This window comes from Methylobacterium sp. Leaf93 (genome assembly GCF_001422345.1).
Taxonomy (GTDB): domain Bacteria; phylum Pseudomonadota; class Alphaproteobacteria; order Rhizobiales; family Beijerinckiaceae; genus Methylobacterium; species Methylobacterium bullatum.
In genome coordinates this window covers 92,911-119,686 of the sequence record NZ_LMMS01000023.1, presented here as the reverse complement: position 1 = coordinate 119,686, position 26,776 = coordinate 92,911, and the positions used below count along the sequence as shown (strand labels likewise).

Sequence of the window (26,776 nt, the reverse complement as noted above, 5' to 3'; positions counted from 1 at the left end):
CCATCGTATCCGAGCGCGATCCCGCCCTCGGCCAGGACCCGGTGACGGGGATCGGCCCCGAGCGCCTATCGCCCTATCGCCTGTTTTCCCGCGAGGAATGGGCTCAGCTGCGCGCCGACACCCCGCTGACGCTGACGGGGGACGATGTCAGCCGCCTGCAATCGCTCAACGATCCCATCTCCATCGAGGAGGTGGTGGCGATCTATCTCCCGTTGTCGCGGCTGCTCTCCCTCTACGTCGCGGCGACGCAGGGGTTGTTCAAGGCGACCCAGCGCTTCCTGCTGGCCGAACGCGAGGCCAAGGTCCCCTACATCATCGGGGTCGCCGGCTCGGTGGCGGTGGGCAAATCCACCACCGCCCGCGTCCTCAAGGCACTGCTCGCCCGCTGGCCTAATACGCCGAAGGTCGACCTCATCACCACCGACGGGTTCTTGCTGCCCAATGCCGAGCTGAAGCGCATGGGCGCGATGGAGCGCAAGGGCTTTCCCGAGAGCTACGACACCGCCGCCCTCCTGCGCTTCCTCACCGACATCAAGGCCGGCAAGAAGAGTGTGGCGGCGCCGCTCTATTCCCACCTCGTCTACGACGTGGTGGCGGGCGAGGAGCGGGTGGTGGAATCCCCCGACATCCTCATCGTCGAGGGCCTCAACGTCCTCCAGCCGGCGCGCCTGCCGCGCGACGGCACCGCGATCCCCTTCGTCTCCGACTTCTTCGATTTCTCTATCTATCTCGACGGGCACGAGGACGACCTGCACCGCTGGTACGTCAACCGCTTCCTGCGCCTTCGCCAGACCGCCTTCCGTGATCCGCTCTCGTATTTCCGGAAATACGCCGAGGTGACGGAGGCCGAGGCCCTCGAGATCGCCGACAACCTCTGGACCACGATCAACCTGCCGAACCTGCGCGACAACATCCTGCCGACGCGCCAGCGCGCGAGCCTGATCCTGGCCAAGGGCGCGAGCCATCGAATCGAGAGCGTGGCGCTGCGGCGGTTGTGAGCCGGAGCGTATCCCTCAGCCCAGAGGATACGCCGCCTCCACCACATACGGCCCGCCGCCCCGCGATTCCCGCGCCGAGAATAGGGCCACCCGCGTCGCGGTGAACTGCAAAGCCGGAAACAGGCCTCTCTCGGCGAAATACTCCGCCACGTCCGGTGCCTGGGTGTCGCGCTTGGCGAGACGGGCGAGGGTCACGTGGGGCGTGAACTTGCGTCGCTCCGGCTCGGCACCGGCGGCGCGGGCGATGCGCTCGTGCTCCTCCTGCAGGTCGAGCAAGTCGGGGCCGGCAGTCACGCCTGCGATGATCGCGCGAGGCCTGTCTCCGCCGAACGCGTGGAGGCCGGACAGCGTCACGTCGAGAGGCGGGCGCGGGCGCGCTTCGACGAGGCCGGCATGGAACGCCTCGGCCACTTCGTCCTCCACATCGCCGAGGAAGCGCAGGGTGATGTGGAGGTCGCCGCGCTCGATCCAGCGCGCGCCGCGCAGGCCGCATTGATAGCGCGACAGCGCTTCGGCGACGTCGTCGGGAATTTCCAGGGCGGTGAACAGGCGCGGCATCGGTCTATTTCTGCGCCGTGCCGAGCCGGTCGAGGAAGGTCTCCACCGTGGGCAGGATGCCGGCGACGATGGTCTCGACGCCCTTCACGTTGGGGTGGAGCCCGTCCTCCAGGTTGAAGCGCCGGTCGTTGAGGATGCCCTCAAGGAAAAATGGGTAGAGGACGAGGCCGTGTTGCCGGGCGAGATCGGGATAGATCGCGTCGAACCGCGCGACGTAGTCCGGCCCGAGATTGGTCGAGGCCTTCATGCCGGCGAGCAGGACCGGGATGTTACGGGCCTTGAGCCGGGAGACGATGGTGTCGAGGGCCTTTCTCGTCACGGCGGGGTCGGTGCCGCGCAGCATGTCGTTGGCGCCGAGTTCGAGGATGACCCCGTCGGTCCCGTCGGGGACCGACCAGTCGAGCCGGTCGAGCCCGCCGGTGCTGGTGTCGCCGGAAACGCCCGCATTGGCGATCGACACGGCGCGGCCCCTGGCCTTCAGTTCGCGTTCCAGCACGGAGGGGAAGGCCGCGGCCGAGGGCAGGCGGTACCCGGCGGTCAGGCTGTCGCCGAAGGCCACGAGGTTGAGGGGGCGTGCGGCGGCATGGCCGATTCCCGTACCCAATGCGGCAAAGAGTGCCATTACCAGCGTCGCCCGGCGGGAATGCTGGCGTGGTGGGGCGAGACGAACCATATCGACCTCGTCGCGTGACGTATGACACAGACCCATTCCCGCACAGCCTCGACCTATGGTGTTCATGACGATGGTCTCACACAGATCGGTCCTGCCGTGATGCCCGGCAAGGTGGACGCTCCCGCGATCGCCCTGTCGCGGATCGATCTCAGCCTCGGCCGGGGGGCGGCGCGGGTCCATGTCCTGCGTGGCATCTCCCTCGACGTGGCGCGCGGCGAGGCGGTCGGCCTCGTCGGCCCCTCCGGCTCGGGCAAGTCGACCCTGCTGATGGTGATGGCGGGCCTCGAGCGGCCGGAATCGGGAGCGATCCATGTGGAGGGCACCGATCTCGGCGCGCTCGACGAGGATGCCCTGGCGCGGTTTCGCGGCCGGCGCATCGGCATCGTGTTCCAGGCCTTTCACCTCGTGCCGACGATGACGGCCCTGGAGAACGTCGCGTTGCCCCTCGAACTCGCCGACAAGCCGGGTGCGCACGAGCGGGCGCGGGCGGAACTGGAAGCGGTCGGCCTCGGTCACCGGCTGCACCACTACCCCGCCCAGCTCTCGGGCGGCGAGCAGCAGCGCGTGGCCATCGCCCGCGCCATCGCGCCCGACCCGGCGATCCTGGTGGCCGACGAACCCACCGGCAATCTCGACGAGGCCACGGGCCGGCAGATCGTGGACCTTCTCTTCGCCCTGAAGCGCGGTCGCGGCGCGACCCTCGTTCTGGTCACCCACGATCCCGGCCTCGCCAAGCTCTGCGACCGCACCGTGCGCCTGCGCTCGGGGCTTGTGGACGAGGCGGTGGCGGCGTGATCCGCCTGAACCCGCGCGTTCGGCGGAAGGCCTGACCCCATGCATGGCACCCTGCCTCGTCCCACTCCGCGCCCCAGCCGCGTCCCGCTCACCCTGCGCCTCGCCTTCCGCGAGTTGCGCGCCGGGCTCGCCGGTTTCGTCGTGTTCCTCGCCTGCATCGCGCTCGGCGTCGCGGCCATTGCCGGGGTCGCCTCGATCTCGCGCTCGCTCACGGATGGTCTCGGCCGAGAGGGCAAGCGCATCCTCGGCGGCGATCTCACCTACAGTCTGATCAACCGCGAGGCGACGCCCGACGAGCGGGCCGCCCTCGACGCGCAAGGCAAGGTCTCCGTGGTCACGACCCTGCGGGCCATGGCGCTGGCCGGGGACAAGGGCGCGGCCCTGGTGGAACTCAAGGCGGTGGACGCCGCCTATCCCGCCGCCGGGGACCTCGTCACCGACCCGGCCTTGCCGCTCCCCGATCTGCTGGCCGAGAGGGATGGGGTGTTCGGCGCCGTCGCCGATCCGGTCCTGCTGACGCGCCTCGACCTCACGGTCGGCGACCGGATCGAGATCGCCGGCAAGCCGATCGCCATCCGGGCCACGCTGGTCTCCGAGCCGGACAAGATCGCCAACGGCATCGGCTTCGGCCCGCGCCTCCTCGTCTCCGCCGCGACGCTTCAGGCGACGGGGCTGATCCGGCCGGGCAGCCTCAACCGGTGGAGCTATCGCATCCAGGCGCCCGCCGCCGACGATGCGGAACTGGAGCGGCGGATCGCGGCCGTCGCCCGTGCGGCGCCGGATGCCGGCTGGGAGATGCGCTCGCGGTCCAATGCCGATCCGCGTTTCGCCAAGAGCGTCGAGCGCTTCACCCAGTTCCTCACCCTGGTCGGGCTCACGGCGCTCATCGTCGGCGGGGTCGGGGTCGCCAATGCGGTCAATGCCTTCGTGGCGCGGAAGCGCGGGTCCATCGCCACCCTGAAGAGCGTCGGTGCGCCGGGAGGGCAGGTCGTCGCCATCTATCTCACGCAGGTGATGCTGGTGGCCGGGCTCGGTACCGTGATCGGACTCGCGATCGGGGCGGGCCTGCCATTCCTCCTCGATGCCCTGTTCCACGATGCGCTTCCGCTGCCGCTGAACCCGACCCTGGCGCCGGCGGAACTGCTGCTCGCCGCCGCCTACGGCCTGCTCACGGCGCTCGCCTTCGCCATCATTCCCCTGGGCCATGCCCATGACGTTCCGGTCTCCGGCCTGTTCCGGGACGTGGTCGATCCCGACACCCGCAAGACGCGGCTGCGCTACCGGCTCATCCTCGTCGCGGCGCTCGCCGCCCTGGTGGCGCTGGCACTGGCCACGGCGTTCGACCGCAGGGTGGCGCTGATGTTCATCGCGGCGGCCGGCCTCGCCTTCGGGCTTCTGCGTCTCGTCGCCCTCGGCCTCATGGCCGGGGCGCGGCGCCTGCCCCGGCCGCGCTCGGCGGCACCCCGCATGGCTTTGGCCAACCTCCATCGCCCCGGCGCGCTCACCCCCGCCATCGTCCTGTCGCTCGGGCTCGGGGTGACCCTGCTGGTGACGCTGAGCCTGATCGACGCCAATGTCCGGCGGACGCTGACGAGCTCGCTGCCGGCCCGTGCACCGAACCTGTTTTTCCTCGACATCCCGGCTGCGGAGGCGGACGGGTTCCATGCGGAGCTCGGCAAGCTCGCGCCGGGGGGCAAGATCGAGCGCGTGCCGATGATGCGCGGGCGCATCGTCGCCATCAACGGCACCCCCGCCGCCGCGATCAAGCCGCCCGAGGATGCCGCCTGGGTGCTCGATGGCGACCGCGGGATCACCTATGCCGAGGATCTCCCGGAGGGATCGAACCTCGTCGCCGGCTCGTGGTGGAATGCGGAGGAGGGGGCAAAACCACTGGTCTCCTTCGATGCGGAGCTCGGCCGCGCGCTGAATCTCGGCGTCGGCGGCACCGTCACCGTCAACGTTCTGGGGCGGAATCTGACGGCTACAGTCGCGAACCTGCGCAAGGTCGAGTGGCGCAACCTCGGCATCAATTTCGTCATGGTCTTCTCGCCCGGTACCTTCCGGGGCGCACCGCATTCGGACCTCGCCACCCTCACCCTGGCGGGCGGGCCGGATGCCGGGACCGAGGCCCTGATCCTGCGCGACGTCGCCCGCGCCTTTCCGTCGGTGACCAGCGTTCGGGTGAAAGACGCCCTCGACACGGTCAACGACATCGTCGGTAAGCTGGTCCTGGCGATTCGCGCCGCCAGCGGCGTTGCCGTCGTGGCGAGCCTGTTCGTGCTTGCCGGCGCCATCGCGGCGGGGCACCGCGCCCGGCTGTACGATGCCGTCGTGCTGAAGGTTCTGGGCGCCACGCGCGGGCGCCTGCTCCTGGCCTACACGCTGGAATACGGTGCCCTGGGCATCGCCACTGCCCTGTTCGGGCTTCTCGCCGGCACGCTCGCGGGCTGGACCATTGTGACCCGCGTGATGAAGCTCGACTTCGCCCTGGACCTCTCCGGTGCCCTCGTCGCATCCACCCTTGCGGTGGTTTTCGCGATCGTCCTCGGGCTGGCCGGGACGTGGCGCATCCTCGGCCAGAAACCGGCTCCCTACCTGCGCCAGTTCTGAGACCGGACGGTCGTCCGCCTCCCCGTCGCAGGAGAAAGACGACGCCGAAGTCATGGTTTATGACTTGTCACTATAGCTCTGGTGCGCTGCGCGGATGATGAACGAGATTTAATCCGCCCTCATCCAAATAAAGATAGAGGTCAGAACCCGTGATTCCTGGGCCGCAAAGCTCGGCCGCCCCCTTGTGCGGAGCGGCATGACGGAACATATTTCGGCTCAAGGCGCGGTACCGTGCCAGAGGTCCTGTGCGTGAGCCTCGGTTCCAAATCACACGCTGAGAGAGCTTCCAAGGGAATCTCCCATGGCATTCGATAACAGTCCATTCCGCTACGGCGCCCAGCCCCAGGGCTATGCCGGCTCCCAGGTCGATGTCGATCAGGGGCTGCGCAGCTTTATGCTCGGCGTCTACAACAACATGGTCGTCGGCCTCGGGATCTCCGGCCTCGTCGCCCTCGGCCTGAACATGGCCGTCCAGACCGGCACCATCGTCGCCAACTACAAGGGCGTTCCGCTGAACCAGGCGGGCGTCTTCATCTACGGCACGTGGTTCAAGTACGTTCTGATGCTGGCCCCGCTCGCTTTCATCTTCATCTTCACGATGCGGATGGATCGGATGTCGGCCTCCGCGGCACGTCTCACGTTCTTCGCTTTCGCGGCGGTGATGGGTGCCTCGATGTCGTCGATGCTGCTCGCCTTCACGGGCGCCAGCGTGGTCCGGGTCTTCTTCATCACGGCGGCGACGTTCGGCGGTCTCAGCCTCTACGGCTACACCACCAAGCGCAGCCTCTCGGGGATGGGCTCGTTCCTGATCATGGGCGTGATCGGCCTCTTCATCGCCTCGATCGTGAACATCTTCCTGGCGTCCAGCGCGCTGCAGTTCGCCATCTCGGTGCTCGGCGTCCTGATCTTCGCGGGCCTCACCGCCTACGACACGCAGAAGCTCAAGGAGATGTTCCTCTACAGCGGTGCCGACGCCGAGGGTGCGGCCAAGCTGTCGGTGAACGGCGCTCTGACGCTCTACCTGGACTTCATCAACATGTTCCAGTTCCTGCTCCAGCTCCTCGGCGATCGCCGCTAAGCGAGCCATCGGAACGCGGATCGAAAGGCCTCGGCGGAAACGCCGGGGCCTTTTTTAGTCGCGAGACGGGCCTGCATGGTGGATCGCGGTTATGGCGATTAAACCCGTGACTCGCTCCGCAGAAGCGGATTTGAAAAACGGCTTCTCGTCAGGCCTGAACGTTGCGAGCCAGCTTTTGCTCAGCATTCGCCCCGCCGTCGAAAACGATGTCCCCGCTCTCATTCGTTTGCTTCGGCGCTCGTGGCTGGTGACGTGGGCTCCCGAATTGCCGTTCTACGCCGTGCAGGCGTTCGCGTCCGCCGATCCCGTACCGGCCGTTGTCGAGGCGCGTTGGCCTATCATGTGGGTCGCAGTCATTGGGGAGAGACTGGCCGGACGCGTTGAGGTGGAGATGGATCGTTTGGAAAATATTGAGGTCGATCCAGCCTTGTGGCGGCAGGGATTTGGGCCAGCCCTCCTCGCGCACGGCGAGAGCCTCATCGCACGCTCGCATTCCGTCGCGTTCTTAGAGGTCCGAGCGTTCAATGCACGTGCCATCCGCTTCTACACCCGGCATGGCTGGAAAGAGGTGCGGCGTTACCCTGGCACGGAATGCGGAGCGCCTGTCGAAAACATCGAGATGAGCAAGAGCTTTTGAGCCGCTCATCTGCCCAGTTGGCGTATAGACCTGCGGGCAAAGTGGCTGTTGGACTGCCGCCGGCTGACGCTTCGCGGAGCAAGGAGGTGGACGTCACTCCCAGCGGTTGGATACCTACGCGGCTCCGCTGACGATGGACGGAAGCACTCGTCTGTCATCTGGTGCGAAGCGGCCGGCGGGCATCGGCGATCACACCACGCGAAGGGGCTTTTCCAGCGCTGCCAGGACACGGGCGAGGTCATGCCCTCGCTTGAGCACGATGCCGGCGGCGGAAATCACCGCGAAGGCGCCCTGCCGGCGCGCGAGTTTGGGATCCTTCTCCACCCGGAACAGGGGCGTTTCAGAGGAGCGGCGGTAGATCGAGAACACCGCCTTGTCGCGGCGGAAGTCGAGGGCGTAGTCACGCCATTCGCCGGCCGAGACCATCCGGCCGTAGAGGTTGAACAGTGTCCTGAGCTCCGAGCGGTCGAAGGCGACCTGTGGCACCACCGGAGCCGTTGGGAACGGTACGACGCGGCCGGTGGAATCCTTCGATCGCGGCTCGGCTCCGATCCTCTCGTCCATCCTCGCTCCTCGGCTCCGGCGACTCGACGATCGCCGCAAAGGAAGAATGATGGGCCTCCCACTCCGAGCCTGCAAGCCCGGTCGACCGCCGAGTGCGCACTGGCACCAGCCACGGCCGGGCAACACAACGTCACGATTTCGCCGCGTTATCGCCCATCGTCGGCCCCGATAGAAGATGATACCTGTGGCCGAACCTCGTCGGTTCCGTGCTCGGTCGGGCGGCCGATATCCATGCTCCCCAGCTTTCGGGAGCCTGCCGATGTCACGGGAGCGACACTCCAGAGGTTTCGAGACCCAAGGACTTCAGGCCGCCTCTCCGGAGTGCGGCCTTTTTTTCTGCCATGACGGCCCGCTCTGGTCTAGAAATCCTTTTCGATGGCCTTGGCAGCCCTTTGCATTCTACCGCCACTTTCGTGGACTGCCGGATTCCGGCGGTGGCAGACAGGCGCAGGCGGCAGGAGCGGCCTCGTCGACAAGGAATGGCAGTGGTTGGACGGCAGGTCTTGGTGAGGTTCGATCCCGGCTTTCGCGAGACGCTCGGCGACCTGTTCGCCTGGCGTCGCGACGTGCGCCGCTTTCGCCGCGATCCCGTCGATGAGGCCGTGTTTCAGCGCTGCCTGGGCCTGGCGATGCTGAGCCCGTCGGTGGGCAACAGCCAGCCCTGGCGTTTCGTCCGTGTCGCCGACCCTGCCCGGCGCGGGGCGGTGACCGCCAGTTTCGAACGCTGCAACGATGCGGCCGCGGAGACCTACGATGACGTGCGCCGCGAAGCCTATACCCGCCTGAAGCTCGCGGGCCTGCGCGAGGCACCGATCCATCTCGCGATCTTCTGCGATGAGAAGACGAAAAACGGGTTCGGCCTCGGCCGCGCCACCATGCCGGAAATGCTGCGCTACTCGGTGGTCACGGCGGTGCACACCTTCTGGCTCGCCGCGCGGGCGCACGGCCTCGGCGTCGGTTGGGTGTCGATCATCGAGCCCGATTGCGTCACCTCGCAACTCGACGTTCCCGCCTCCTGGCGCCTCGTCGCCTATATCTGCGTCGGCTATCCGGTGGAGGAGCACGACGATCCCGAACTCGTCCGGCATGGCTGGCAGGAGCGCGACGAGACGGCTTCCGTCCTGCTCGAGCGGTGAGCGAGGCGAGCCTTTATCGAAGCCTAATCGGACCGCTCGCTTTTAGCGCGAGCATGAGGGGCGCCGTTTAACCGCGCTCCATCATTCCGGTGCGTATCCGGCCCATGACCCCCACCGGTAACCGGAACGGCAATCTCGATCGCCGCTTATCGTGAAGCTCACGGTCACGCTTTCGAGGATGACGACAGATGTTCGCGCGTAATGGGTTCGCCGCTTGTTTGGCCGGAACAGTCTTGAGTGTGGGGTTTGCCGCGACGCCGGCCGCGTCCCGCGAACTCGTGGCCTTCGACCAGGCCGTCATGCCCGGCACCGTGGTGGTCCGCACCTCGGAGCGCCGGCTCTACCTCGTCAACGGCGACGGCACGGCGATCCGCTATCCCGTGGCGGTGGGCAAGCCCGGCAAGCAATGGACCGGCGCCACCAGGATCGACGGCAAGTATGTCGAGCCGGCCTGGTCGCCGCCGCGCGAAGTCAAGCGCGACAACCCGCGCCTGCCCGACGTGATCGCCGGCGGCTCGCCGCACAACCCGATGGGTGCGGCGGCGATGACCCTGGCCGGCGGCGAATATGCCATCCACGGCACCAACCGCCCGAATTCGGTGGGCACCTACGCGTCCTACGGCTGCATCCGCATGTACAATCAGGACGTGGTCGATCTCTACGGGCGCGTCTCCGTGGGGACGCAGGTCTACGTCACGCGCTGAGCCCGCGCTCAGAAGTCGACGGCGATGCCTTTGACTTCCCAATCGTCGTAGCGGACGGGCTCCAGGCCGCCACGGCCCTGGCGCTCGCGGGCGGCGGAGATCTCCGCGGCCTTCGCGTCGATGGCAGCGCGTCGGTCGGCGGCCTCGGCCAGAGCCCGCTCGGCGGCGGGCGTCAAAGCGGGGCGGGGCGGGATCTCGGCGTTTTCCGCGTCGTCGGATGTCGTCATGGCTTGCATCTCGGTGGGCCGGATGGGAGGGCATCCGTTGGGATTGGCTCCGGGTGACCGGGCCTCGGACACGGAAAGTGGCATTCATGGCGACACGCCGCAACGCGGATGGGCCGGCGACGACGATCGACCGCACGGTTCCGGGCCTCGCCGCCCGGCAGGTGGCCCATGCCGCCGTGGCCGATCTCCTCGTGCAGGGCCGCGCCTTCGCCCTCGAGGATGCCCTGGCCAAGGCGGGCCTCGATGCCGGCCTCGACGCCGCCGACGCATCGCTGGCGCGGGCCATCGCCACCGCCACCTTCCGCCGCCTCGGCTTCCTTCGGCGCATGCTGGCCGTCCGCATGAACCAGGGCCTGCCGCCGGACCAGCCGAGGCTGGTGGCCCTCCTCGTCACCGGCGCCGTGCAGATCCTCGATCTCAACGTGCCGGACCATGCCGCCGTCGATCTCTCGGTCCGCCTCGCCAAGGGCGACCCCTACCTGCAGCACACGCCCGGCCTCGTGAACGCCATCCTGCGCCGGGTGATCCGCGAGCGGGACGCCATCGCGGCCGAAGCGTCCGATCCCCTGGCGCAGAACACGCCGGATTGGCTCGCCGCCCGCTGGAGCGCCGCCTATGGGCGCGAGACCGCGCAGGCCATCGCCTCGGCTCATCTCTCCGGCGCCGCCCTCGACATCACACCGCGCGGCAGCGTGACGGAATGGGCCGAGCGCCTCGGCGGCGTCGCCCTGCCCACCGGCAGTATCCGCCTGCACGAGGTCCGCTCGGCGGTTTCTGACCTGCCCGGCTATGCGGAGGGCGCGTGGTGGGTGCAGGACGCCGCCGCCGCCATCCCGGCGCGCCTTCTCGCGGTCGGGCCGGGGCAGCGCGTGGCCGATCTCTGCGCCGCGCCCGGCGGCAAGACCGCCCAGCTCGCCGCCGCGGGAGCCGAGGTGGTGGCCGTGGACCGTTCGGCCCCGCGCCTCGAACGTCTGACGGAGAACCTTGCCCGCCTCGGGCTGAAGGCCGAGATCCGCGTCGGCGACGCCACCCAATTGCCGGAGACCGACGCCGACACGTTCGACGCCGTGCTCCTCGACGCGCCCTGTTCGGCCACCGGCACCATCCGCCGTCATCCCGACGTCGCCTGGACCAAGGCCGGCGGGGACGTCGGGCGCCTCGGCGGGCTGCAGCGCCGCCTCCTCGACCGTGCCGCCACCCTGGTGAAGCCGGGGGGGCGTCTCGTCTATTGCACCTGCTCGTTGGAGCCCGAGGAGGGGGAGGGGCAGGTCGCCGCCTTCCTCGCCCGCAATCCGGCTTTCGAACGGCTCGCGATCCGCCCCGAGGAGGTCGGCGGCCTCGGCGAACTCATCAACGGCGACGGCGACCTGCGGACGCTGCCCTCGCATCTGTCCGGCGAGACGTCAGGCGTCGCTGGGGACTCGTCGGTGGTTCGCGGCGGGATCGACGGGTTCTTCGCGAGCCGTCTGATACGGAAGGCTTGAGGCGCACGGTGCGGGGCTTCCGCCATGCCCTTGCCGGACTGTTCGCGGTCTTGCCTCTCGTCGGCCAAGCCGGGGCCGACGGGATCGACCGCCGCATCCTGCCGGTGGCGCCGGCCTATGCCCGTAATTCCGCCTGCGCCCCGGTGTCGGTGACGATCCCGTTCGAGATCCATACCGGCACCCGCGACGTGGGGATTTCGCCCTCGCCGAAGGACCTGCCCCTGAACCAGGGCGAGAGCGCCATCTGTTTCGCCTACGCCACGGCGGACATGATCTCGCACCGCATCGGCAAATCGGTCTCGCCCCTCGACGTGGCGACGAAGTTCTACTTCGCCGACCCGGTGCGTTTGGAGACAAACCCGGACCCGCATCTGAAGCGCCATCTCCGCGCGCATCCGGCCTACCGGGCCGACATCGCCTGGAGCCGCAACACGGCCGAGGTCACCAAGGACGGTAACCCGAGCCTGGAGCCGTATTTCGACAAGATCGAGGGCGGCGAGGAGGATATTGCGGCGCTCCTCTACAATATCGGTGGGTATTGCGAGGACCGCGACCTGCCGTCCAACGACGGCTATCGCTACGTGATGCCGACATTGCGCGCGTTGCGCTACCGGACGAAGCTTCGCCCGACACGCCAGAGCTTTCGCGCCGTGGCCGCCACCGCCACCCATCTGCGCGGGCGATGGGCCGATCCGTTCAACGCGGCCTGGATCGCCCATGTGGAGGCGACCTGCCGCCGGACGCCGCTGCCAGTGCCGCTCCTGCCGGTCTCCTACCGCGTGGCCGCGAGCCAGGCCGATTTCGCCGATATGCTCGAATCCGGCCGCCATCCGAGCAAGCCGAAGCTCGACCGCATCCTGGCCATGGTGGACTACGCCCTCGACCATGGCCGCGTGCCGACGGTGGGCTACAGTTGGTATCTCCTGGAGGATCGCGACCCAAAGGATCCCGACCTGTTCGCCGACCATGCGAGCCCGGTCATCGGCCGCCGCAGGGCGGGCAATGTTTGCCAGTATCGAATCCAGGACAATACCGGCGAATATTGCGGCCGCATGCGCGACGGCATCCGCGAACGCTGCGACAACGGCCGCATCTGGGTGACGGAGAGCGAGTTGCGGCGGACTTTGTACAGCGTGACGTATCTGCGATAGGCGTCCCGCCCTACGGCGTGATCACCCGCATTGAGACGGTCTGGACCTGTGCGTCGCCGCCCACATCGGTGGCGGGTGCAGATTTCTTGAGCCGGGCCATGAACTTGCGCACCTCGTCGGGCGGCAATGCGCCGACTGGAGCGATCATCATGGACAGGAGCGCCTTCGTCTTGCGGTCAATCGAGGCTGAGCGGCTCACTGGCTCGAAATCCCGGACGGTGTGGGTCTTGTCCTCGTTCCCGGTGAAGACGCGGGCGCCGTCCTTCAACACGACGATGTCGCCAGGGCGCAGGGTCGGATCCTTGAGGAGGGCGGCCATCGGCCCGGAGGAGAGCGGGATCGGCGTCTGGCGGTCGCCGATCTGGAGTTGCAGCGGCTCGCTCTTCGGCAGGGCGGCGTAACGAATCTTCGGGCGCGGGCGGTTCGATTCGCGCCGGATCGTCAGGGATCTTTGCGGCAGCTCGATCGCGGGAGCGGGCTGCTGCGCTTCGACGGCGGGACGGGCGGGAGAGAACAATGCCTCGAACAGGCCGCCGAGACCACGGTCTTGAGCGTTCTGGGCCATCGCAGCGCCAGACGTGCACAATAACGCTGCGGCAGACATCAAGAGCCCGGCGCGCTTGAAGACAGGGATGACAGTCACAGGCATACTGCCATTGCTGGAGGCTACAGGAATGAAACTCGCTCGACGCTGTGTATAACCTGTGCAGCATTCAACCGTTCCGGCCCAGCTCGCCAAAAAATACAGTTCGCCGATCCGTGGCGGTGCCGGGCCTTTCGCCTGCGCGCGGCTTCACTCCGGAGGGAGAAATCCCGGCGGAGGAGGCGGGCGACGGCGCGATGAGTATCGGCATCCTTAATCGTTGGTTAATAGGCACGGCTTAGCTTCCAGATGGGACGACATCCGGCACAATGGCCATGCGGGTCGCGGTGCTGGAGGAAAGGCGTGCGTGGGTTGGGGGGCTGATCGTTGGCGTTTCTATCGGCTCGTCGGGCGTGAGATCGCGCGCTCGGCGCGGGGCGTCTCCGCACGCCTCACCGCGAGCCCGGACCTGCTCGCGCGCGCCCGTGTCAGCGCCCTGGTGATCGCCCCGCACGATCTGCGCACGAGCGACGCCACCTTCGCCGACGACATCTATGCTGGCCTGTTCGTCTTCGCGGGGCGCTCGCTCTCGGTGAGCGGCCGCTCGCCCTTCGATTACGCGCCGCCCTCGCCGGAATGGGCGGATGCGTTCTACGGCTTCGGCTGGCTGCGCCACCTGCGCGCCGCCGACACGGCTTTGGCCAGAGCCAATGCCCGCGCCTTCGTAGCGGATTTCATTGCCGGCCGTGGCGACGAGGCCCTGGCCGCGCCCGTGCCCGTGGCGACACGACGGCTGATCTCCTTCCTGTGCCAGTCGCCCCTCGTTCTGGAAGGGGCGGACCATGCCTTCTACCAGGCCTTCCTCAAGGCGGTCGGGCGCGGCGCCAGAGACCTCGAACGCTCCCTGCGCCGGGGCCTGCCACCTCAATCGCGGCTCCTGGCGGTGGTGGCCCTGTGCTATGCCGGATTGTGCTGCGAGGGCATTCAACCGATCCTGCGCCGGGCCACGCGCATCCTGTCGCGCGAACTCGACCGGCAGATCATGGCGGATGGCGGCCATCGCAGCCGCGACCCGCGCTTCGCCATGGAGCTCCTCCTCGACCTTCTGCCCCTGCGCCAGAGCTTCCTCAGCCGCAGCCTCGATCCGCCGGTGGCCTTGCTCCATGCCATCGACCGCATGCTGCCCCTGTTGCGCCTCCTGCGCCACGGCGATGCGTCCCTGAGCCATTTCAACGGCATGGGCGCCACGGCGGCGGACCATCTCGCCACCTTGCTGGTCTATGACGGCGCCCTGGCGCAGCCGATGATGCATGCGCCGAATTCCGGCTACGAGCGGCTGGAGAGCGGCCGGGTCGTCGTGGTCGCCGATGTGGGTGCGCCGCCGCCGCTGCCCTTCTCGATGAATGCCGGGGCCGGCTGCCTTTCCTTCGAGATGTCGAGCGGCCCCCAGCGAGTGGTGATCAATTGCGGCCTGCCGGCGAGCGGCCCGGAACTGCGGCGCCTCGCCCGCAGCACCGCCGCCCATTCCACCGCGACGGTGGGAGATTCCTCGTCCTGCCGGTTCCTCGGTGCCAGCGAGGGGATGGGAAGTCGCTGGGCGTCGGACTGGCTCATCGGGCGGATCGGACCCGTGCTGGTGCGCGGCCCGCGCGCAGTCAAATCCGAGCGGACGAGCGACGGCGGCTCGCTGATCCTCGCCGGCCGCCATGACGGCTATGCGGCCGAATTCGGGATCGTCCACGAGCGGCGCTGGTGTCTGCTTCCCGAGGGGGCCGGGCTCGAAGGCGAGGATGCCTTCGTGTCGGTGGCCCACAAGGGGAATCGCATCCGGCTGCGTCCGCCGGAGGCGGCGATCCGGTTCCACCTCCATCCCGCCATCGCGGCCAATGCGGCCGAGGGCGGAGGGATCGACCTGGCCTCGCCCCTGGGAGAGGTCTGGCGGTTCGAGGCCGACGGCGCGGCCCTGGCCCTGGAGGAGAGCGTGTATTTCGCGGGGCTGACGGGTGCGCGACGGACCGACCAGATCGTCCTCTACGTGACGGCGGGGGAGGGCACCCGGGTGCGATGGCGCTTCCTGCACCTCGCGCAGGCGCCGGGGCGGAACGACCCCGCTCGGAGCGAGGCTCCGCTGGCCGATGAGGCGGCCCGGTAGCCGATAGGGCGCCATCTGTGGTACCCGCCGCGTTTCAGGGGCAGATTCTGCCCTGTGCCGGACGGTTCTCGACGATGTCGCATGATCAGGCGCGGGTTGCCCGCGCACTCCTTTCCGTCTCCGACAAGACGGGCCTCGTGGATTTCGCCCGCGCGCTGTCCGAGCGCGGCGTCGCCCTGGTCTCCACCGGCGGCACGCACCGGGCCTTGAGCGAGGCGGGACTGCCGGTCACCGAAGTCGCCGAGATCACCGGCTTTCCCGAGATGATGGACGGGCGGGTGAAGACCCTGCACCCGGCGGTGCATGGCGGCCTCCTCGCGGTGCGCGACGATCCCGAGCATCAGGCGGCGCTGGCCGCCCACGGCATCGGCGCCATCGACCTTTTGGTGGCCAATCTCTATCCGTTCGAGGCGACGATCGCGAAACCCTGCGCCTATGACGACGCGGTGGAGAACATCGATGTCGGCGGCCCGGCGATGATCCGCGCGGCGGCCAAGAACCATGCCGACGTGGCGGTGGTGGTGGATGTGGCCGATTACGGCGCGATCCTCTCGGAGCTCGAAGCCGGCAACGGCACGCTGGGGGCCGCGACCCGCAGGCGGCTGGCGCAGAAGGCCTTCGCCCGCACCGCTTCCTACGATTCCGCCATCGCCTCCTGGCTCGCCGAACATGTGGAGATGGAGGAGGCACCGGCCTTCCGCGCCTTCGGCGGCACCCTCGCCCAATCCCTGCGCTACGGCGAGAACCCGCACCAATCGGCGGCCTTCTACCGCACGCCCGGCCTCGTTCGGCCCGGTGTGGCGAGCGCCCGCCAGCTCCAGGGCAAGGAGTTGTCCTTCAACAACCTCAACGATACCGACGCGGCCTTTGAATGCGTCGCCGAGTTCGACCCGGCCCGCGCCGCCGCGGTGGCGATCATCAAGCACGCCAACCCGTGCGGTGTCGCCGAAGGCGACACCCTGGCGGAGGCCTACGAGCGAGCCCTCGCCTGCGACCCGACTTCGGCCTTCGGCGGCATCGTCGCCCTCAACCGCATCCTGGATGCCGAATCGGCCGCGCGGATCGTCGAGATCTTCACCGAGGTGATCATCGCGCCGGACGCCACCGAGGAGGCGATCGCCCTCGTCGCGGCCAAGAAGAACCTGCGCCTCCTCCTCGCGGGCGGCCTGCCCGACCCGCGCGCGAAGGGATTCGCCATGCGCAACCTCGCCGGCGGCATCCTGGTCCAGGGCCGCGACGCGGCCGTGGTCGACGACATGACGCTGAAGGTGGTGACGAAGCGCGAGCCCACGGCGCAGGAATATGCCGACCTGCGCTTCGCCTACCGCGTCGCCAAGCACGTCAAGTCGAATGCCATCGTCTACGCCCGGAACGGCGCCACGGTGGGGATCGGCGCCGGGCAGATGTCGCGGGTGGATTCCTCGCGTATCGCAGCCTGGAAGGCGGCGGAGGGCGCCAAGCGCATCGGGGCGGCGGAGAGCCTCGCCAAGGGCTCGGTGGTGGCCTCGGACGCGTTCTTCCCCTTCGCCGACGGCCTGATTGCGGCGGCGGAAGCCGGCGCCACGGCGGTAATTCAGCCAGGCGGATCGATGCGGGACGCGGATGTGATCAAGGCCGCCGACGAGGCGGGCCTCGCCATGGTGTTTACAGGACATCGCCACTTCCGGCACTGATGCCGCGCGATGTGCGGCGAACGGCCTGCGCGCATCGCCCTGTCGAGGCTATTTTCCATGACTAACACCTACCTCTCCTCCACTCGCGCGGAGCGCCGGGCGGCCGGTAAACGGCTGCGCGATTCGGTCCCCCGGGAGTCGCATGCCGATTGGTACCCGGCCGAAAACCGCGATCCGCTGGCTGTCTTGCGGGCGAACGATGCGGGCCGGCTGCTCGAGCTGATCCCCCTACGCCACGAGCGGATGCGGGCCAGTCCCTTCGCCTTCCTGCGCGGGGCCGCCGCCGTGATGGCTTCCGATCTCGTGGGCGTTCCGGTTCCGGGCATCTCGGTCCAGGCCTGCGGCGATTGCCACATCGGCAATTTCGGCGTGTATCGCAGCGCCGAGGGCCAGACCCTGTTCGACATCAACGACTTCGACGAGACGCTCTGGAACGTCGATTTCACCATCGACGTGAAGCGCCTCGCCGCCAGCGTCGCCGTCGCCGCCTTCGCCCAGGGTGAGGACAAGGCGTATCGCGCGGCTCGCGCCAGCGTCTGCGCCTATCGCGAGCACATTCGCGAGTTGTCCTATCTCTCGCCCCTGGCCATTTGGCACAGCCGCATCGACCTCGATGACGAGATCGGCCGCCTCGGCGATGGGGACCTGTGCCGGCGCCTCCTGGCCGATGCGGCCTCCGAGACCGCCGACGGTCTGAGCCATGGCGACGCCCCGGACCTCGACCCGGCGACCTTCCATTCGGACCCGGCCCAGTGGCGCATCGCCGACAAGGATCCGACGATCTTCCACGAGGGGTCGAACGGCCTGACCGAGGCGGTGCAGGAAGCGGCCGCGGCGCTGCTCGCCTATCCGCAGAGCCTCCAGGCCGACCGTAACCTGCTGACCCTGCGCTACATGCAGCGCGACGTCGCCTTCAAGGTCGTCGGCATCGGCTCGGTGGGCACGGTCTGCGCCGTGGGGCTCTACTCCGACGCGGATGGCGCACCGCTCTTCCTGCAGATCAAGGAAGCCCGGCCTTCGGTCCTGGGTCAGCTCGCCCTGAGCCCGTTCTTCCTCGCATCCGAGGGCCAGCGGGTGATCGACGGCCAGCGCATCATGCAGGCCGCCAGCGACATGTTCCTCGGCACCGCTCATTCCGAGGTGAGTGGTCGCTCCTATTACGTGCGCCAGCTCAAGAACAAGAAGCTCTCGGCCGTCGCCGAGATCCTCGCCGAGAGCGGCCCCAAAGCCTATGCCAGGCTCTGCGGCACCACGCTCGCCCGCGCCCATGCCCGCTCCGGGGACGCGGCGATGATCGCCGGCTATCTCGGCAAGGGCGACGCCTTCGACGAGGCCGTCGCCGAGTTCGCCATGCGCTATGCCTGGCAGACGATGGCCGATCATCACGCCCTGCAGGCGGCCCACGCGGAGGCCGTCGAGCCCGCTTGATGGCACACGGGCTCCGCGACGCGCGGAAGACGACACGAGAAAGGGCCCCGGAGCGATCCGGGGCCCTTTTTTCATGGCGGAACATCAGGGGCTTCACGTCCAGCGCCGGATCGTGGCGGAGAGCCCGGTCTGACGCCTATCTCCGAGGACTACCGCGCCGGGCGGTCGTCCCAGGTGAAGATGTCCCTGTCCTTGGTCTCGGGGATGAACAGGGCACCGATGACGGCCGTCGCGAGGGCGATGACGATCGGGTACCAGAGGCCGAAATAGATGTCGCCGGTCTGGGCCACCATGGCGAAGGCCGTGGCCGGCAGCAGGCCGCCGAACCAGCCGTTGCCGATATGGTAGGGCAGCGACATCGAGGTGTAGCGGATACGCGTCGGGAACAATTCGACGAGGGCCGCCGCGATCGGGCCGTAGACCATCGTCACGTAGAGGACGAGGATCGTCAGGATACCGATGATCGTCAGCTTCTGGACCGAGAAGATGTCGATCATCTTGGCGAAGTTCGACAGGCCGTCCTTCGGTTCGATGGCGATCTTCACGATGCTCGGGTTGGTGGCGGTCGGGTAGCCGGAGGCTGTGAGGGCCGCGCCGACATCCTTGGCGAAGGTCGGATCGGCGGCGGCGAACTCCTTGCCGGCGACGGTGACGGTGGCCTTGGTGCCGGGAGCGGCGGGCTCGGTGGTGTAGTTCACTGCCGAGCGCGCGAGCAGCGCCTTGGCGATGTCGCAGGAATTGGTGAACTTGGCCGTTCCCACGGGATTGAACTGGAACGAGCAATCCGCCGGATCGGCCTTGACCACCACCTGCGTGCTCTGCTGGGCCGCGTGCAGGGCCGGGTTGGCCGCAGCGGTCAGCGCCTTGAACAGCGGGAAGAAGGTCAGTGCCGCGATCACGCAACCGCCGAGGATGATCGGCTTGCGGCCGATCTTGTCGGAGAGCGCGCCGAAGAACAGGAACCCGCCCGTGCCGAGGATGAGCGACCAGGCAATGAGCACGTTGGCCGTGAACTGATCGACCTTCAGGATCGTCTGGAGGAAGAACAGCGCGTAGAACTGGCCGGTGTACCAGACCACGGCCTGGCCGGCGGTGAGGCCGAGGAGCGCGAGAAGCGCCCATTTGGCGTTGCGCCACTGGCCGAACGCCTCCGAGAGCGGCGCCTTGGAGCCAGTGCCCTCTTCCTTCATCTTCTTGAAGGCCGGGCTTTCCTGCATCTGCAGACGGATCCAGACCGAGACGCCGAGCAGCACGATCGAGACCAGGAACGGAATGCGCCAGCCCCAGGCGGCGAAGGGCGTGATCGTCCCGGCCGAACCGTCGGCGAGGGTGGTGGCGACGGGCGCGTAGTTCGCGTTGACGTAGATCTGGGTGAACAGGATCACCATCAGCGACAACAGCAGCCCGAGGGTCGCCGTGGTCTGGATGAAGGCGGTGTAGAAGCCGCGACGCCCAGGGGGAGCGTGCTCGGCCACGTAGACCGCCGCGCCGCCGTATTCACCGCCGAGTGCCAAGCCCTGAAGCATACGCAACGCCAGCAGTGCCACGGGCGCGACCCAGCCGACGCCGTACTCGTTCATCGTGGCGTAGGACGGCAGCAGGCCGACCACGAAGGTCGAGATGCCCATGATCAGGATAGTGACGAGGAAGGTATATTTGCGGCCCACTAGGTCGCCGAGACGTCCGAACACCAGCGCGCCGAAGGGGCGGACCAGGAAGCCGGCAGCGAAGGCCATCAGGGCGAAGATGTTGCGCGTGGCTTCCGGATAGGCCGAAAAGAACTGCGCGCCGATGATCGCGGCGAGCGATCCGTAGAGATAGAAATCATACCACTCGAACACGGTGCCGAGCGAGGAGGCCAGAATAACCTTCTTCTCGCCGGCACTCATGGGCCGTGCGGCATCCTTTGGTAATGGGACCGCTGACGTTGCAGACATGGGGGGAACCTCCAAAATTTTTTATACTTCCAGGCTTTTGCAGGCCTGGCTTTCATCACTTCAGAGACTTGGGCACTGCGTCGGCGTTCGCAGTCGCCCTGGTCCTGGCGCGCGTTGGTCTTACCGCTCACGGAAAAGAGAGCGATCGACGCTACCTCACGCCATGATTTCGCCCAAGAGTGAAAAGGCTGTACGGCACAAGGATACTCACGTTTTTATGCAAACGTGTCACTTTGCTGCCGATTAATCGGGCCACCGCCCGCCGGGATGCCATGAATGAGAAAGGGCGCGGCTTCCGCCGCGCCCTTTCAAGCATTCGTAAAATGATCTTGAAACCGTCAGTGAGCGTGAGCGCCGTCGGCTCCGATCCCGGTCTCCGAGCGCACGAACTGCTGTTCGAACAAGGCGCGCTCGCGTTTGGCCCTTGCAGTATTGTCGAGCTTCGACACCACATAGATCGTGAGGAAGGCGAGCGGCATCGAGAACAGGGCCGGGTTGTCGTAGGGGAAGATCGCTACCGGATTGCCGAAGGTCGTCACCCACACCGCCTTCGACAGGATGACCATCCCGACCGCCGCGAAGAGCCCGACGAAGCCGCCGATGAGGGCACCCCAGGTGGTCGTGCCCCGCCACAGGATCGACATGGTGAGGATCGGGAAGTTGCAGCTCGCCGCCACCGAGAAGGCGAGGCCCACCATGAAGGCGACGTTCTGGTTCTCGAAGACGTATCCGAGATAGATCGCCACGATACCGATGACGACCGCCGAGATCTTCGAGAGCCGGACCTCGGAGGCCTCGTTGCTGCGCCCGCGGGCGATGACGCTGGCGTAAAGGTCGTGGCTCACCGCCGATGCGCCGGCGAGGGTCAGGCCGGCCACCACCGCGAGGATCGTGGCGAAGGCCACCGCTGAGATGAAGCCGAGGAAGTACGGTCCGCCCACGGCATTGGCGAGGTTCACGGCGACCATATTGGTGCCGCCGACCATGCCCTTGAGCTTGTCGAAGGCGCCGGCCGGATCGAGCTTGAAATAGGCCGGGTCGGACATCAGCAGGGCGATGCCGCCGAAGCCGATGATGAAGGTGAGAATGTAGAAGTAGCCGATCAGGCCGGTGGCATAGAACACCGACTTGCGGGCGGCCTGGGCGTCGGAGACCGTGAAGAACCGCATCAGGATGTGCGGCAGGCCGGCAGTGCCGAACATCAGGCCCACGCCGAGGGAAATCGCCTCGATCGGGTTCGAGACGAGGCCGCCAGGCGCCATGATGGCGTCGCCCTTCGGGTGCGTGGCGACGGCCGCCGAAAACAGGGCCTCCGGGTTGAAGCCATATTTATAGAGGACCGCGCCGGCCATGAAGGTGGCGCCCCCCAGCAGCAGACAGGCCTTGATGACCTGGACCCAGGTGGTCGCCTTCATGCCGCCGAAGGCCACGTAGACGATCATCAACACGCCGACGATGACGACCGCGTAGAGGTATTCGAGCCCGAACAGGAGCTGGATCAGCTTACCCGCACCGACCATCTGGGCGATCAGGTAGAAGGCCACCACGACGAGGGTGCCCACCGCAGAGATGATGCGGATCGAGGTCTGGTCGAGGCGGAAGCTCGCCACGTCGGCGAAGGTGAACTTGCCGAGGTTGCGCAGGCGCTCGGCGATGAGGAACAGCACGATCGGCCAGCCTACGAGGAAGCCGGTGGAGTAGATCAGTCCGTCGAAGCCGGACGTGTAGACGAGGCCCGAAATACCGAGGAACGAGGCGGCCGACATGTAGTCGCCGGCGATCGCCAGTGAGTTGGTGCCGGCCGATATGCCGCCGCCGGCGGCGTAGAAGTCGGAGGCCGATTTGGTGCCCTTGGCTGCCTTGTAGGTGATGCCGAGGGTGAAGATCACGAAGAAGGCGAACATGCCGATGGCCGGCCAGTTCGTCTGGGCTTTCGTGACGGCCCCGAGATCCGGGCCGGCCGCATAGGCGGCACCCGCGAGAATGACCGCGAGGGTGGTGCCGAGGGCGATGGGGTGGGCGGAGCGGATCATCGGCCGAGGTCCCGCTTGAGCGCGGCGGTCAGTTCGTCGAAGCGGCCATTGGCGCGCTGGACGTAGATGCCGGTGAGGATGAAGGCGAAGACGATCACGGCGACACCGAGGATCAGGCCCAGGGACGTCGTGGCGCTCCCGATCTTCAGGGCGAGCAAAGACTTGTCGAAGGCGATGAGGCCGATGAAGCCGAAATAGACCAGCAGCATCAGGATGGTCAGCGTCCATCCGAAGCGGGTGCGTTCGTGCACGAGCTCCTTGAACCGCGGGTTCTGCGCAATCCGCGCAGTCTCGATATCGGACATGGCGTACCTTTCCCTGGAGCATCGACCCTTCTGAACGGGGTCTCGGTCTCGACGAATACTGTAGCGATGAAGGCGCGGGCGCTTAAGGCAGCCGATCCTGTCTCGTGTCCCGAGGCGCGTCGGCGCAAGCGTCGCAGGGTCACGATATCGTCAGGTCAAACGGAAGCGATGGCTCGGGACCCGGCCAGGACGCGATCGGCGCATCTCCTTCGAGATGCGCCGCTTCGTTGCGGGAGTTTGGCGATCAGGACGCGCGGTTCTGGCGGTTCTCGATCAGGTCGTCGACCACGGCCGGCTCGGCGAGGGTCGAGGTGTCGCCCAGCGACGAGAACTCGTCCTCGGCGATCTTGCGCAGGATGCGGCGCATGATCTTGCCGGAGCGGGTCTTGGGTAGGCCGGGGGCGAACTGGATCAGGTCCGGCGAGGCGATGGGGCCGATATCCTTGCGGACCCAGGCCACCAATTCCTTGCGCAGCTCGTCCGAACCGTCCTCGCCCTCCATCAGGGTGACGTAGGCGTAGATGCCCTGTCCCTTCATGGAATGCGGGTAGCCGACGACGGCCGCTTCCGAGACCTTCGGATGGGCGACGAGGGAGGATTCGACCTCTGCCGTGCCCATGCGGTGACCCGAGACGTTGATGACGTCGTCGACGCGACCGGTGATCCAGTAATAGCCGTCCGCGTCCCGGCGGCAGCCGTCGCCGGTGAAGTAGAGGTTCGGATAAGTGGAGAAGTAGGTCTGCTCGAACCGCTCGTGGTCGCCATAGACCGTGCGCATCTGGCCCGGCCAGGAATCCTTGATGCAGAGGTTGCCCTCGCAGGGGCCGTCGAGTTCCTTGCCCTCGGCGTCTACGATCAGCGGTTGCACGCCGAAGAACGGGCGCGTGGCCGAGCCGGGCTTCAGCTTGGTGGCGCCGGGAAGCGGGGTGATGAGGATGCCGCCGGTCTCGGTCTGCCACCACGTATCGACGATGGGGCAACGGCTGTCGCCGACCACGCGGTAGTACCAGTCCCAGGCTTCCGGGTTGATCGGCTCGCCCACCGAGCCGAGGACGCGCAAGCTTGCCCGCGAAGTCTTCTTCACCGGGCCTTCGCCGCCGCCCATGAGCGAGCGGATCGCCGTGGGAGCGGTGTAGAAGATGTTGACCTTGTGCTTGTCCACCACGTCCCAGAACCGCGACGTGGACGGATAGGTCGGGATGCCCTCGAACATCAGGGTCGTGGCGCCGTTGGCGAGCGGCCCGTAGACGATATAGCTGTGGCCCGTGACCCAGCCCACATCGGCCGTGCACCAGTAGACCTCGCCTTCGCGGTAATCGAAGACGTATTGATGCGTCATGGCGGCGTAGACGAGATAACCGCCGGTGGTGTGGACCACGCCCTTGGGCTGGCCCGTCGAGCCTGATGTGTAGAGGATGAAGAGCGGGTGCTCCGCCTCCACGGCCACGGCCGGGCAATCATCGGTGACCTGGGCGGCGGCCTCGTCGTAATAGACGTCGCGGCCGGGCTCCATCGGCACGGCGCTGCCGGTGCGGCGCACCACGATCACATGGTCCACCGCATCCTTGCCGAGCCGCGCGATGGCGGCGTCGACATTGGCCTTCAACGCGACCTTGCGCCCGCCGCGCAAACCCTCGTCTGCGGTGATGACGAGCTTCGAGGCGCAGCCTTCGATGCGGCCGGCCAGGGAATCCGGCGAGAAGCCGCCGAAGACGATGGAGTGGATCGCGCCGAGCCGGGCGCAGGCCAGCATGGCATAGGCGGCTTCCGGGATCATCGGCAGGTAAAGGGTGACGCGGTCGCCCTTGCCGACGCCGCGGTTGCGCAGCACGTTCGCCATCCGGCAGACTTCCGCGTGAAGCTGGCGGTAGGTGATGTGCTTGGATTCGTTGGGGTCGTCACCTTCCCAGATGATCGCGACCTGATCGCCACGGGTGGCGAGGTGGCGGTCGATGCAATTGTAGGCGACGTTGGTCTTGCCGTCCTCGAACCATTTGATCGAGACGTTGCCCGGAGCAAAGCTCGTGTTCTTCACGGTGGAATACGGTGTCGACCAGTCGATCCGCTTGCCGTGCTCGCCCCAGAACGCGGCCGGATCGTCGACCGAGGCCTTGTACATCGCCTGATACCCGGCATCGTCCACATGCGCGCCGTCGATCCAGGCCGCGCGGACGTCGACCACCTTCTCGTCCATGACGTTTTCCCTGCTGGTGCCCGATCGTATCGCGAAAACCGCGCAGCCGGGACTTCCACCTTGTTCTTATGCGCAGGAGCAGATTTACCGCAAGCGCGAAGGGGCATGATCCAACAGCGCCGGCACCCCCAATTGGGGGAATACTCCTCGCCAGCGGTGGCCTGCAGGTCAGTTGCAGCCGATACAGATCCCCTTGATGCCCGAACCTTCCGGTTTGGGCCGCTTGCCGCCGTCGTCACGCTTCACCGGCGTGTCGGGCGCGGCCGCGGCGCCGGGGGGCTTGGTGACGCCGGTGGGGGTGATGTTGCGGAAGGCGCCGGCCGAGTCGAGGTTCTGCCCGGTCGTCGAAGTGCCGGCCGTCTGGGCCAGGGCGCCGGTCGCTCCGGTTATGAAAAGTCCGGCGGCCAGAAGTCTCAGGGTTGTACGCATCGCGCTTCTCCATCTATCGCGGAAGAACGGCTGGGGTGCGCCGGGGTTGCTTACGGCCGAAGAGCGGCGTCGTCGAAGACTGTGTCGGCACGGGTAGGCCACGCTGGGGCCGGTCAGGGAAGCGACCCGCAGGGCTCGGCGCGGGCCGGCAGCGACGGGTTGGCCGTCCGGAACTCGGTGACGACCGCATCGAGGCGCGCATCCACGATGTCGCTCATCTGCGGAACCCCCTCGGCCACCTGAAGCCATTTGGCGCCATCCCAGACCTGCACGAAGCCGGAAGGCCGTCCGCCGTGATCGCGGCAGGTGAAGGTGAGGGAATGGGCAAAGCCCGCCAGCCCGAGTCCTTTCCAGCGGCTGTCGTCGATCGACAGGCCCTCGAAGGCGAGGCGCACGTCCGCGCCGCGCAACGGTGCGCCGCGCCGCGCTCTCTGGGCCTCCGCGATGGCTTCGGCGGCGAGCACCGCGTTGTAGACGCCCCGGTTGTAATGGGTCTCCCCCGAACCGTCCTTCGGCGTCGAGGACAATCCGCGATCGGCGACGAAGGTGTCGATGGCATCGAAGGCGGGGAAAGCATCGCCGAAAGCGTGGCGGCTCACCTCCTTGAAGCCGCGGCTCGCGGACCCGGTGCGGCGGATGCCGTCTTGGTCGGGCCAGCGCAGGGCGATCATCCGGTCGGGCGGGAAGCCGACCTTCAGGGCCTCCTCGACGGAAGCTCCACTCCGCGTGCCCTGGCCCAGGAGGATGACATGGTCCGGGCGTGCGGCGGCGATGCGTGTCCATAAAGCGGCCTTGCCGGCCTCGGTCTCGTCATCGGCGAAGAGCGGTGTCGAGAATCCGTAGCGAGCGCCGAGTTCCTGCAGGATGAGGAGGGCGGACGGGTCGGCGCCCGCATGGCTGTAGACGAGGCCGATGGAGAGGCCCTGCAGTTCGGACAGGCCGCCGAGCCTATTGGCGAGATACCGGATCGCGATGGTGATGCCGCCGAGCACGGTGGAGGAGGGGTTGAACACCCATGGAAGCAGGTCGCCGCGCGTTCCGGCCGGGAAGCCGTCGGCGAGGGACAGGATCGGGATCCTGTCGCGCGCGGCCGGTTCCAGCAGGTCCTGGGTGATGCCCCGGTCCGGCGTCGTGATCAGGACCGTTCCGGACGCCTGCGCGGCGGCGTAGCAGGCCCGGGCGCGCTCGACCTCCGAGGCGACCTCGCATTCCTCCACCTGCAAGGGCACGCCGCCGATCCCGCCATCGCGCTGGTTCAGCATCTCCAGGTAATCGTGAACGCCGTTGGCCACCCGCGCGCCGATGGCGGCGCCGGGACCCGTGCGGTTGGTGAGGAGGGTCATGCGGACGGGCTCGGCGGCTTCGGCCGACAGGCAGAGCGCCAGGATCAGGGCCGTCACGGCCATCGAAGGCAGGCGTCTCGTCAT

At 67.6% G+C, this 26,776-nt stretch carries 23 protein-coding genes; 12 read left to right on the top strand and 11 right to left on the bottom strand.

The window, feature by feature from the left end:
- The first annotated feature begins 41 nt into the window (after positions 1-41).
- On the top strand, positions 42-998 hold the full coding sequence (gene coaA, locus ASF26_RS12320; protein ID WP_238254143.1) for a type I pantothenate kinase: 957 nt from the start codon (positions 42-44) through the stop codon (positions 996-998).
- Positions 999-1,013: 15 nt separating this feature from the next.
- On the opposite strand, the gene thpR is transcribed toward coaA, so the two are convergent.
- Together thpR and ASF26_RS12310 are read right to left on the bottom strand one after the other, a co-directional pair.
- A complete protein-coding gene (thpR, locus tag ASF26_RS12315) occupies positions 1,014-1,556 on the bottom strand; it encodes an RNA 2',3'-cyclic phosphodiesterase (RefSeq protein WP_056254151.1) in 543 nt (180 codons plus the stop codon).
- A gap of 4 nt (positions 1,557-1,560) precedes the next feature.
- Complete coding sequence (locus ASF26_RS12310; protein ID WP_056140290.1) at positions 1,561-2,178, bottom strand: arylesterase; 618 nt, start codon at positions 2,176-2,178, stop codon at positions 1,561-1,563.
- 150 nt (positions 2,179-2,328) lie between these two features.
- On the opposite strand from ASF26_RS12310, the gene ASF26_RS12305 reads away from it, so the two are divergent.
- The 4 genes from ASF26_RS12305 to ASF26_RS12290 all read left to right on the top strand — a co-directional run bounded on the left by ASF26_RS12305 (position 2,329) and on the right by ASF26_RS12290 (position 7,349).
- Positions 2,329-3,024: an ABC transporter ATP-binding protein gene (locus tag ASF26_RS12305; protein ID WP_056254854.1), complete on the top strand. Its 696-nt coding sequence runs from the start codon at positions 2,329-2,331 to the stop codon at positions 3,022-3,024.
- A 39-nt stretch (positions 3,025-3,063) separates the two neighbouring features.
- Positions 3,064-5,634, top strand: coding sequence for an ABC transporter permease (locus ASF26_RS12300; protein WP_056254147.1), 2,571 nt, complete (start codon positions 3,064-3,066; stop codon positions 5,632-5,634).
- Positions 5,635-5,935: 301 nt separating this feature from the next.
- Positions 5,936-6,712, top strand: a complete 777-nt coding sequence (locus ASF26_RS12295) for a Bax inhibitor-1/YccA family protein (protein ID WP_056140296.1) — start codon at positions 5,936-5,938, stop codon at positions 6,710-6,712.
- 91 nt (positions 6,713-6,803) lie between these two features.
- Complete coding sequence (locus tag ASF26_RS12290) at positions 6,804-7,349, top strand: GNAT family N-acetyltransferase (protein ID WP_056254144.1); 546 nt, start codon at positions 6,804-6,806, stop codon at positions 7,347-7,349.
- A gap of 189 nt (positions 7,350-7,538) precedes the next feature.
- Here the strand turns inward: ASF26_RS12290 and ASF26_RS12285 are convergent, their stop codons facing one another.
- Entirely contained in the window at positions 7,539-7,913 is a 375-nt protein-coding gene (locus tag ASF26_RS12285; protein ID WP_056254143.1) for a DUF2794 domain-containing protein, read from the bottom strand.
- Between the two features lie 479 nt (positions 7,914-8,392).
- Between ASF26_RS12285 and bluB the strand changes: the two genes are divergently transcribed.
- Together bluB and ASF26_RS12275 are read left to right on the top strand one after the other, a co-directional pair.
- A complete protein-coding gene (bluB, locus tag ASF26_RS12280; protein ID WP_056254141.1) occupies positions 8,393-9,049 on the top strand; it encodes a 5,6-dimethylbenzimidazole synthase in 657 nt (218 codons plus the stop codon).
- A 188-nt stretch (positions 9,050-9,237) separates the two neighbouring features.
- Positions 9,238-9,753, top strand: coding sequence for a L,D-transpeptidase (locus tag ASF26_RS12275; protein WP_056254138.1), 516 nt, complete (start codon positions 9,238-9,240; stop codon positions 9,751-9,753).
- An 8-nt stretch (positions 9,754-9,761) separates the two neighbouring features.
- Here the strand turns inward: ASF26_RS12275 and ASF26_RS12270 are convergent, their stop codons facing one another.
- A complete protein-coding gene (locus tag ASF26_RS12270) occupies positions 9,762-9,980 on the bottom strand; it encodes a DUF1674 domain-containing protein (protein ID WP_018045155.1) in 219 nt (72 codons plus the stop codon).
- Positions 9,981-10,066: 86 nt separating this feature from the next.
- Between ASF26_RS12270 and ASF26_RS12265 the strand changes: the two genes are divergently transcribed.
- Together ASF26_RS12265 and ASF26_RS12260 are read left to right on the top strand one after the other, a co-directional pair.
- Positions 10,067-11,464 (top strand): RsmB/NOP family class I SAM-dependent RNA methyltransferase, encoded by a 1,398-nt coding sequence (locus ASF26_RS12265; RefSeq protein ID WP_056254135.1) that lies wholly within the window; start codon positions 10,067-10,069, stop codon positions 11,462-11,464.
- Positions 11,461-12,615, top strand: a complete 1,155-nt coding sequence (locus ASF26_RS12260; RefSeq protein WP_244475913.1) for a hypothetical protein — start codon at positions 11,461-11,463, stop codon at positions 12,613-12,615. The genes ASF26_RS12265 and ASF26_RS12260 overlap by 4 nt, the downstream gene beginning before the upstream one ends.
- Positions 12,616-12,625: 10 nt before the next feature.
- Here the strand turns inward: ASF26_RS12260 and ASF26_RS12255 are convergent, their stop codons facing one another.
- Entirely contained in the window at positions 12,626-13,180 is a 555-nt protein-coding gene (locus ASF26_RS12255; protein ID WP_056254132.1) for a hypothetical protein, read from the bottom strand.
- A gap of 385 nt (positions 13,181-13,565) precedes the next feature.
- Between ASF26_RS12255 and ASF26_RS12250 the strand changes: the two genes are divergently transcribed.
- The 3 genes from ASF26_RS12250 to ASF26_RS12240 all read left to right on the top strand — a co-directional run bounded on the left by ASF26_RS12250 (position 13,566) and on the right by ASF26_RS12240 (position 18,451).
- Positions 13,566-15,350, top strand: a complete 1,785-nt coding sequence (locus ASF26_RS12250) for a heparinase II/III family protein (protein WP_056254128.1) — start codon at positions 13,566-13,568, stop codon at positions 15,348-15,350.
- 74 nt (positions 15,351-15,424) lie between these two features.
- Complete coding sequence (gene purH / locus ASF26_RS12245) at positions 15,425-17,023, top strand: bifunctional phosphoribosylaminoimidazolecarboxamide formyltransferase/IMP cyclohydrolase (RefSeq protein ID WP_056254849.1); 1,599 nt, start codon at positions 15,425-15,427, stop codon at positions 17,021-17,023.
- Between the two features lie 57 nt (positions 17,024-17,080).
- Positions 17,081-18,451, top strand: coding sequence for a DUF2252 domain-containing protein (locus ASF26_RS12240; protein WP_056254125.1), 1,371 nt, complete (start codon positions 17,081-17,083; stop codon positions 18,449-18,451).
- A gap of 149 nt (positions 18,452-18,600) precedes the next feature.
- Here the strand turns inward: ASF26_RS12240 and ASF26_RS12235 are convergent, their stop codons facing one another.
- The 6 genes from ASF26_RS12235 to ASF26_RS12210 form a co-directional block, all read right to left on the bottom strand.
- Positions 18,601-20,340: an MFS transporter gene (locus ASF26_RS12235; RefSeq protein WP_082477611.1), complete on the bottom strand. Its 1,740-nt coding sequence runs from the start codon at positions 20,338-20,340 to the stop codon at positions 18,601-18,603.
- A 386-nt stretch (positions 20,341-20,726) separates the two neighbouring features.
- Positions 20,727-22,421: a cation acetate symporter gene (locus ASF26_RS12230; protein ID WP_056254117.1), complete on the bottom strand. Its 1,695-nt coding sequence runs from the start codon at positions 22,419-22,421 to the stop codon at positions 20,727-20,729.
- Positions 22,418-22,726, bottom strand: coding sequence for a DUF485 domain-containing protein (locus ASF26_RS12225; protein ID WP_018045146.1), 309 nt, complete (start codon positions 22,724-22,726; stop codon positions 22,418-22,420). The genes ASF26_RS12230 and ASF26_RS12225 overlap by 4 nt, the downstream gene beginning before the upstream one ends.
- Before the next feature lie 244 nt (positions 22,727-22,970).
- Complete coding sequence (gene acs / locus ASF26_RS12220; protein ID WP_056254115.1) at positions 22,971-24,920, bottom strand: acetate--CoA ligase; 1,950 nt, start codon at positions 24,918-24,920, stop codon at positions 22,971-22,973.
- Positions 24,921-25,088: 168 nt separating this feature from the next.
- Entirely contained in the window at positions 25,089-25,349 is a 261-nt protein-coding gene (locus ASF26_RS12215) for a hypothetical protein (RefSeq protein WP_056254112.1), read from the bottom strand.
- Positions 25,350-25,462: 113 nt separating this feature from the next.
- A complete protein-coding gene (locus ASF26_RS12210) occupies positions 25,463-26,755 on the bottom strand; it encodes an ABC transporter substrate-binding protein (RefSeq protein WP_056254108.1) in 1,293 nt (430 codons plus the stop codon).
- Positions 26,756-26,776: the final 21 nt, after the last annotated feature.

Coding starts and splice junctions, on each gene's coding strand:
- ASF26_RS12225 (WP_018045146.1), bottom strand. CDS start 22,726: ATGTCCGATATCGAGACTGCGCGGATTGCGCAGAACCCGCGGTTCAAG.
- ASF26_RS12300 (WP_056254147.1), top strand. CDS start 3,064: ATGCATGGCACCCTGCCTCGTCCCACTCCGCGCCCCAGCCGCGTCCCG.
- acs (WP_056254115.1), bottom strand. CDS start 24,920: ATGGACGAGAAGGTGGTCGACGTCCGCGCGGCCTGGATCGACGGCGCG.
- ASF26_RS12310 (WP_056140290.1), bottom strand. CDS start 2,178: ATGGCACTCTTTGCCGCATTGGGTACGGGAATCGGCCATGCCGCCGCA.
- thpR (WP_056254151.1), bottom strand. CDS start 1,556: ATGCCGCGCCTGTTCACCGCCCTGGAAATTCCCGACGACGTCGCCGAA.
- ASF26_RS12285 (WP_056254143.1), bottom strand. CDS start 7,913: ATGGACGAGAGGATCGGAGCCGAGCCGCGATCGAAGGATTCCACCGGC.
- ASF26_RS12210 (WP_056254108.1), bottom strand. CDS start 26,755: ATGGCCGTGACGGCCCTGATCCTGGCGCTCTGCCTGTCGGCCGAAGCC.
- ASF26_RS12290 (WP_056254144.1), top strand. CDS start 6,804: ATGGCGATTAAACCCGTGACTCGCTCCGCAGAAGCGGATTTGAAAAAC.
- bluB (WP_056254141.1), top strand. CDS start 8,393: ATGGCAGTGGTTGGACGGCAGGTCTTGGTGAGGTTCGATCCCGGCTTT.
- ASF26_RS12215 (WP_056254112.1), bottom strand. CDS start 25,349: ATGCGTACAACCCTGAGACTTCTGGCCGCCGGACTTTTCATAACCGGA.
- ASF26_RS12275 (WP_056254138.1), top strand. CDS start 9,238: ATGTTCGCGCGTAATGGGTTCGCCGCTTGTTTGGCCGGAACAGTCTTG.
- ASF26_RS12255 (WP_056254132.1), bottom strand. CDS start 13,180: ATGGCCCAGAACGCTCAAGACCGTGGTCTCGGCGGCCTGTTCGAGGCA.
- ASF26_RS12240 (WP_056254125.1), top strand. CDS start 17,081: ATGACTAACACCTACCTCTCCTCCACTCGCGCGGAGCGCCGGGCGGCC.
- ASF26_RS12270 (WP_018045155.1), bottom strand. CDS start 9,980: ATGACGACATCCGACGACGCGGAAAACGCCGAGATCCCGCCCCGCCCC.
- ASF26_RS12265 (WP_056254135.1), top strand. CDS start 10,067: ATGGCGACACGCCGCAACGCGGATGGGCCGGCGACGACGATCGACCGC.
- ASF26_RS12295 (WP_056140296.1), top strand. CDS start 5,936: ATGGCATTCGATAACAGTCCATTCCGCTACGGCGCCCAGCCCCAGGGC.
- ASF26_RS12230 (WP_056254117.1), bottom strand. CDS start 22,421: ATGATCCGCTCCGCCCACCCCATCGCCCTCGGCACCACCCTCGCGGTC.
- ASF26_RS12305 (WP_056254854.1), top strand. CDS start 2,329: ATGCCCGGCAAGGTGGACGCTCCCGCGATCGCCCTGTCGCGGATCGAT.
- purH (WP_056254849.1), top strand. CDS start 15,425: ATGTCGCATGATCAGGCGCGGGTTGCCCGCGCACTCCTTTCCGTCTCC.
- ASF26_RS12235 (WP_082477611.1), bottom strand. CDS start 20,340: ATGAGTGCCGGCGAGAAGAAGGTTATTCTGGCCTCCTCGCTCGGCACC.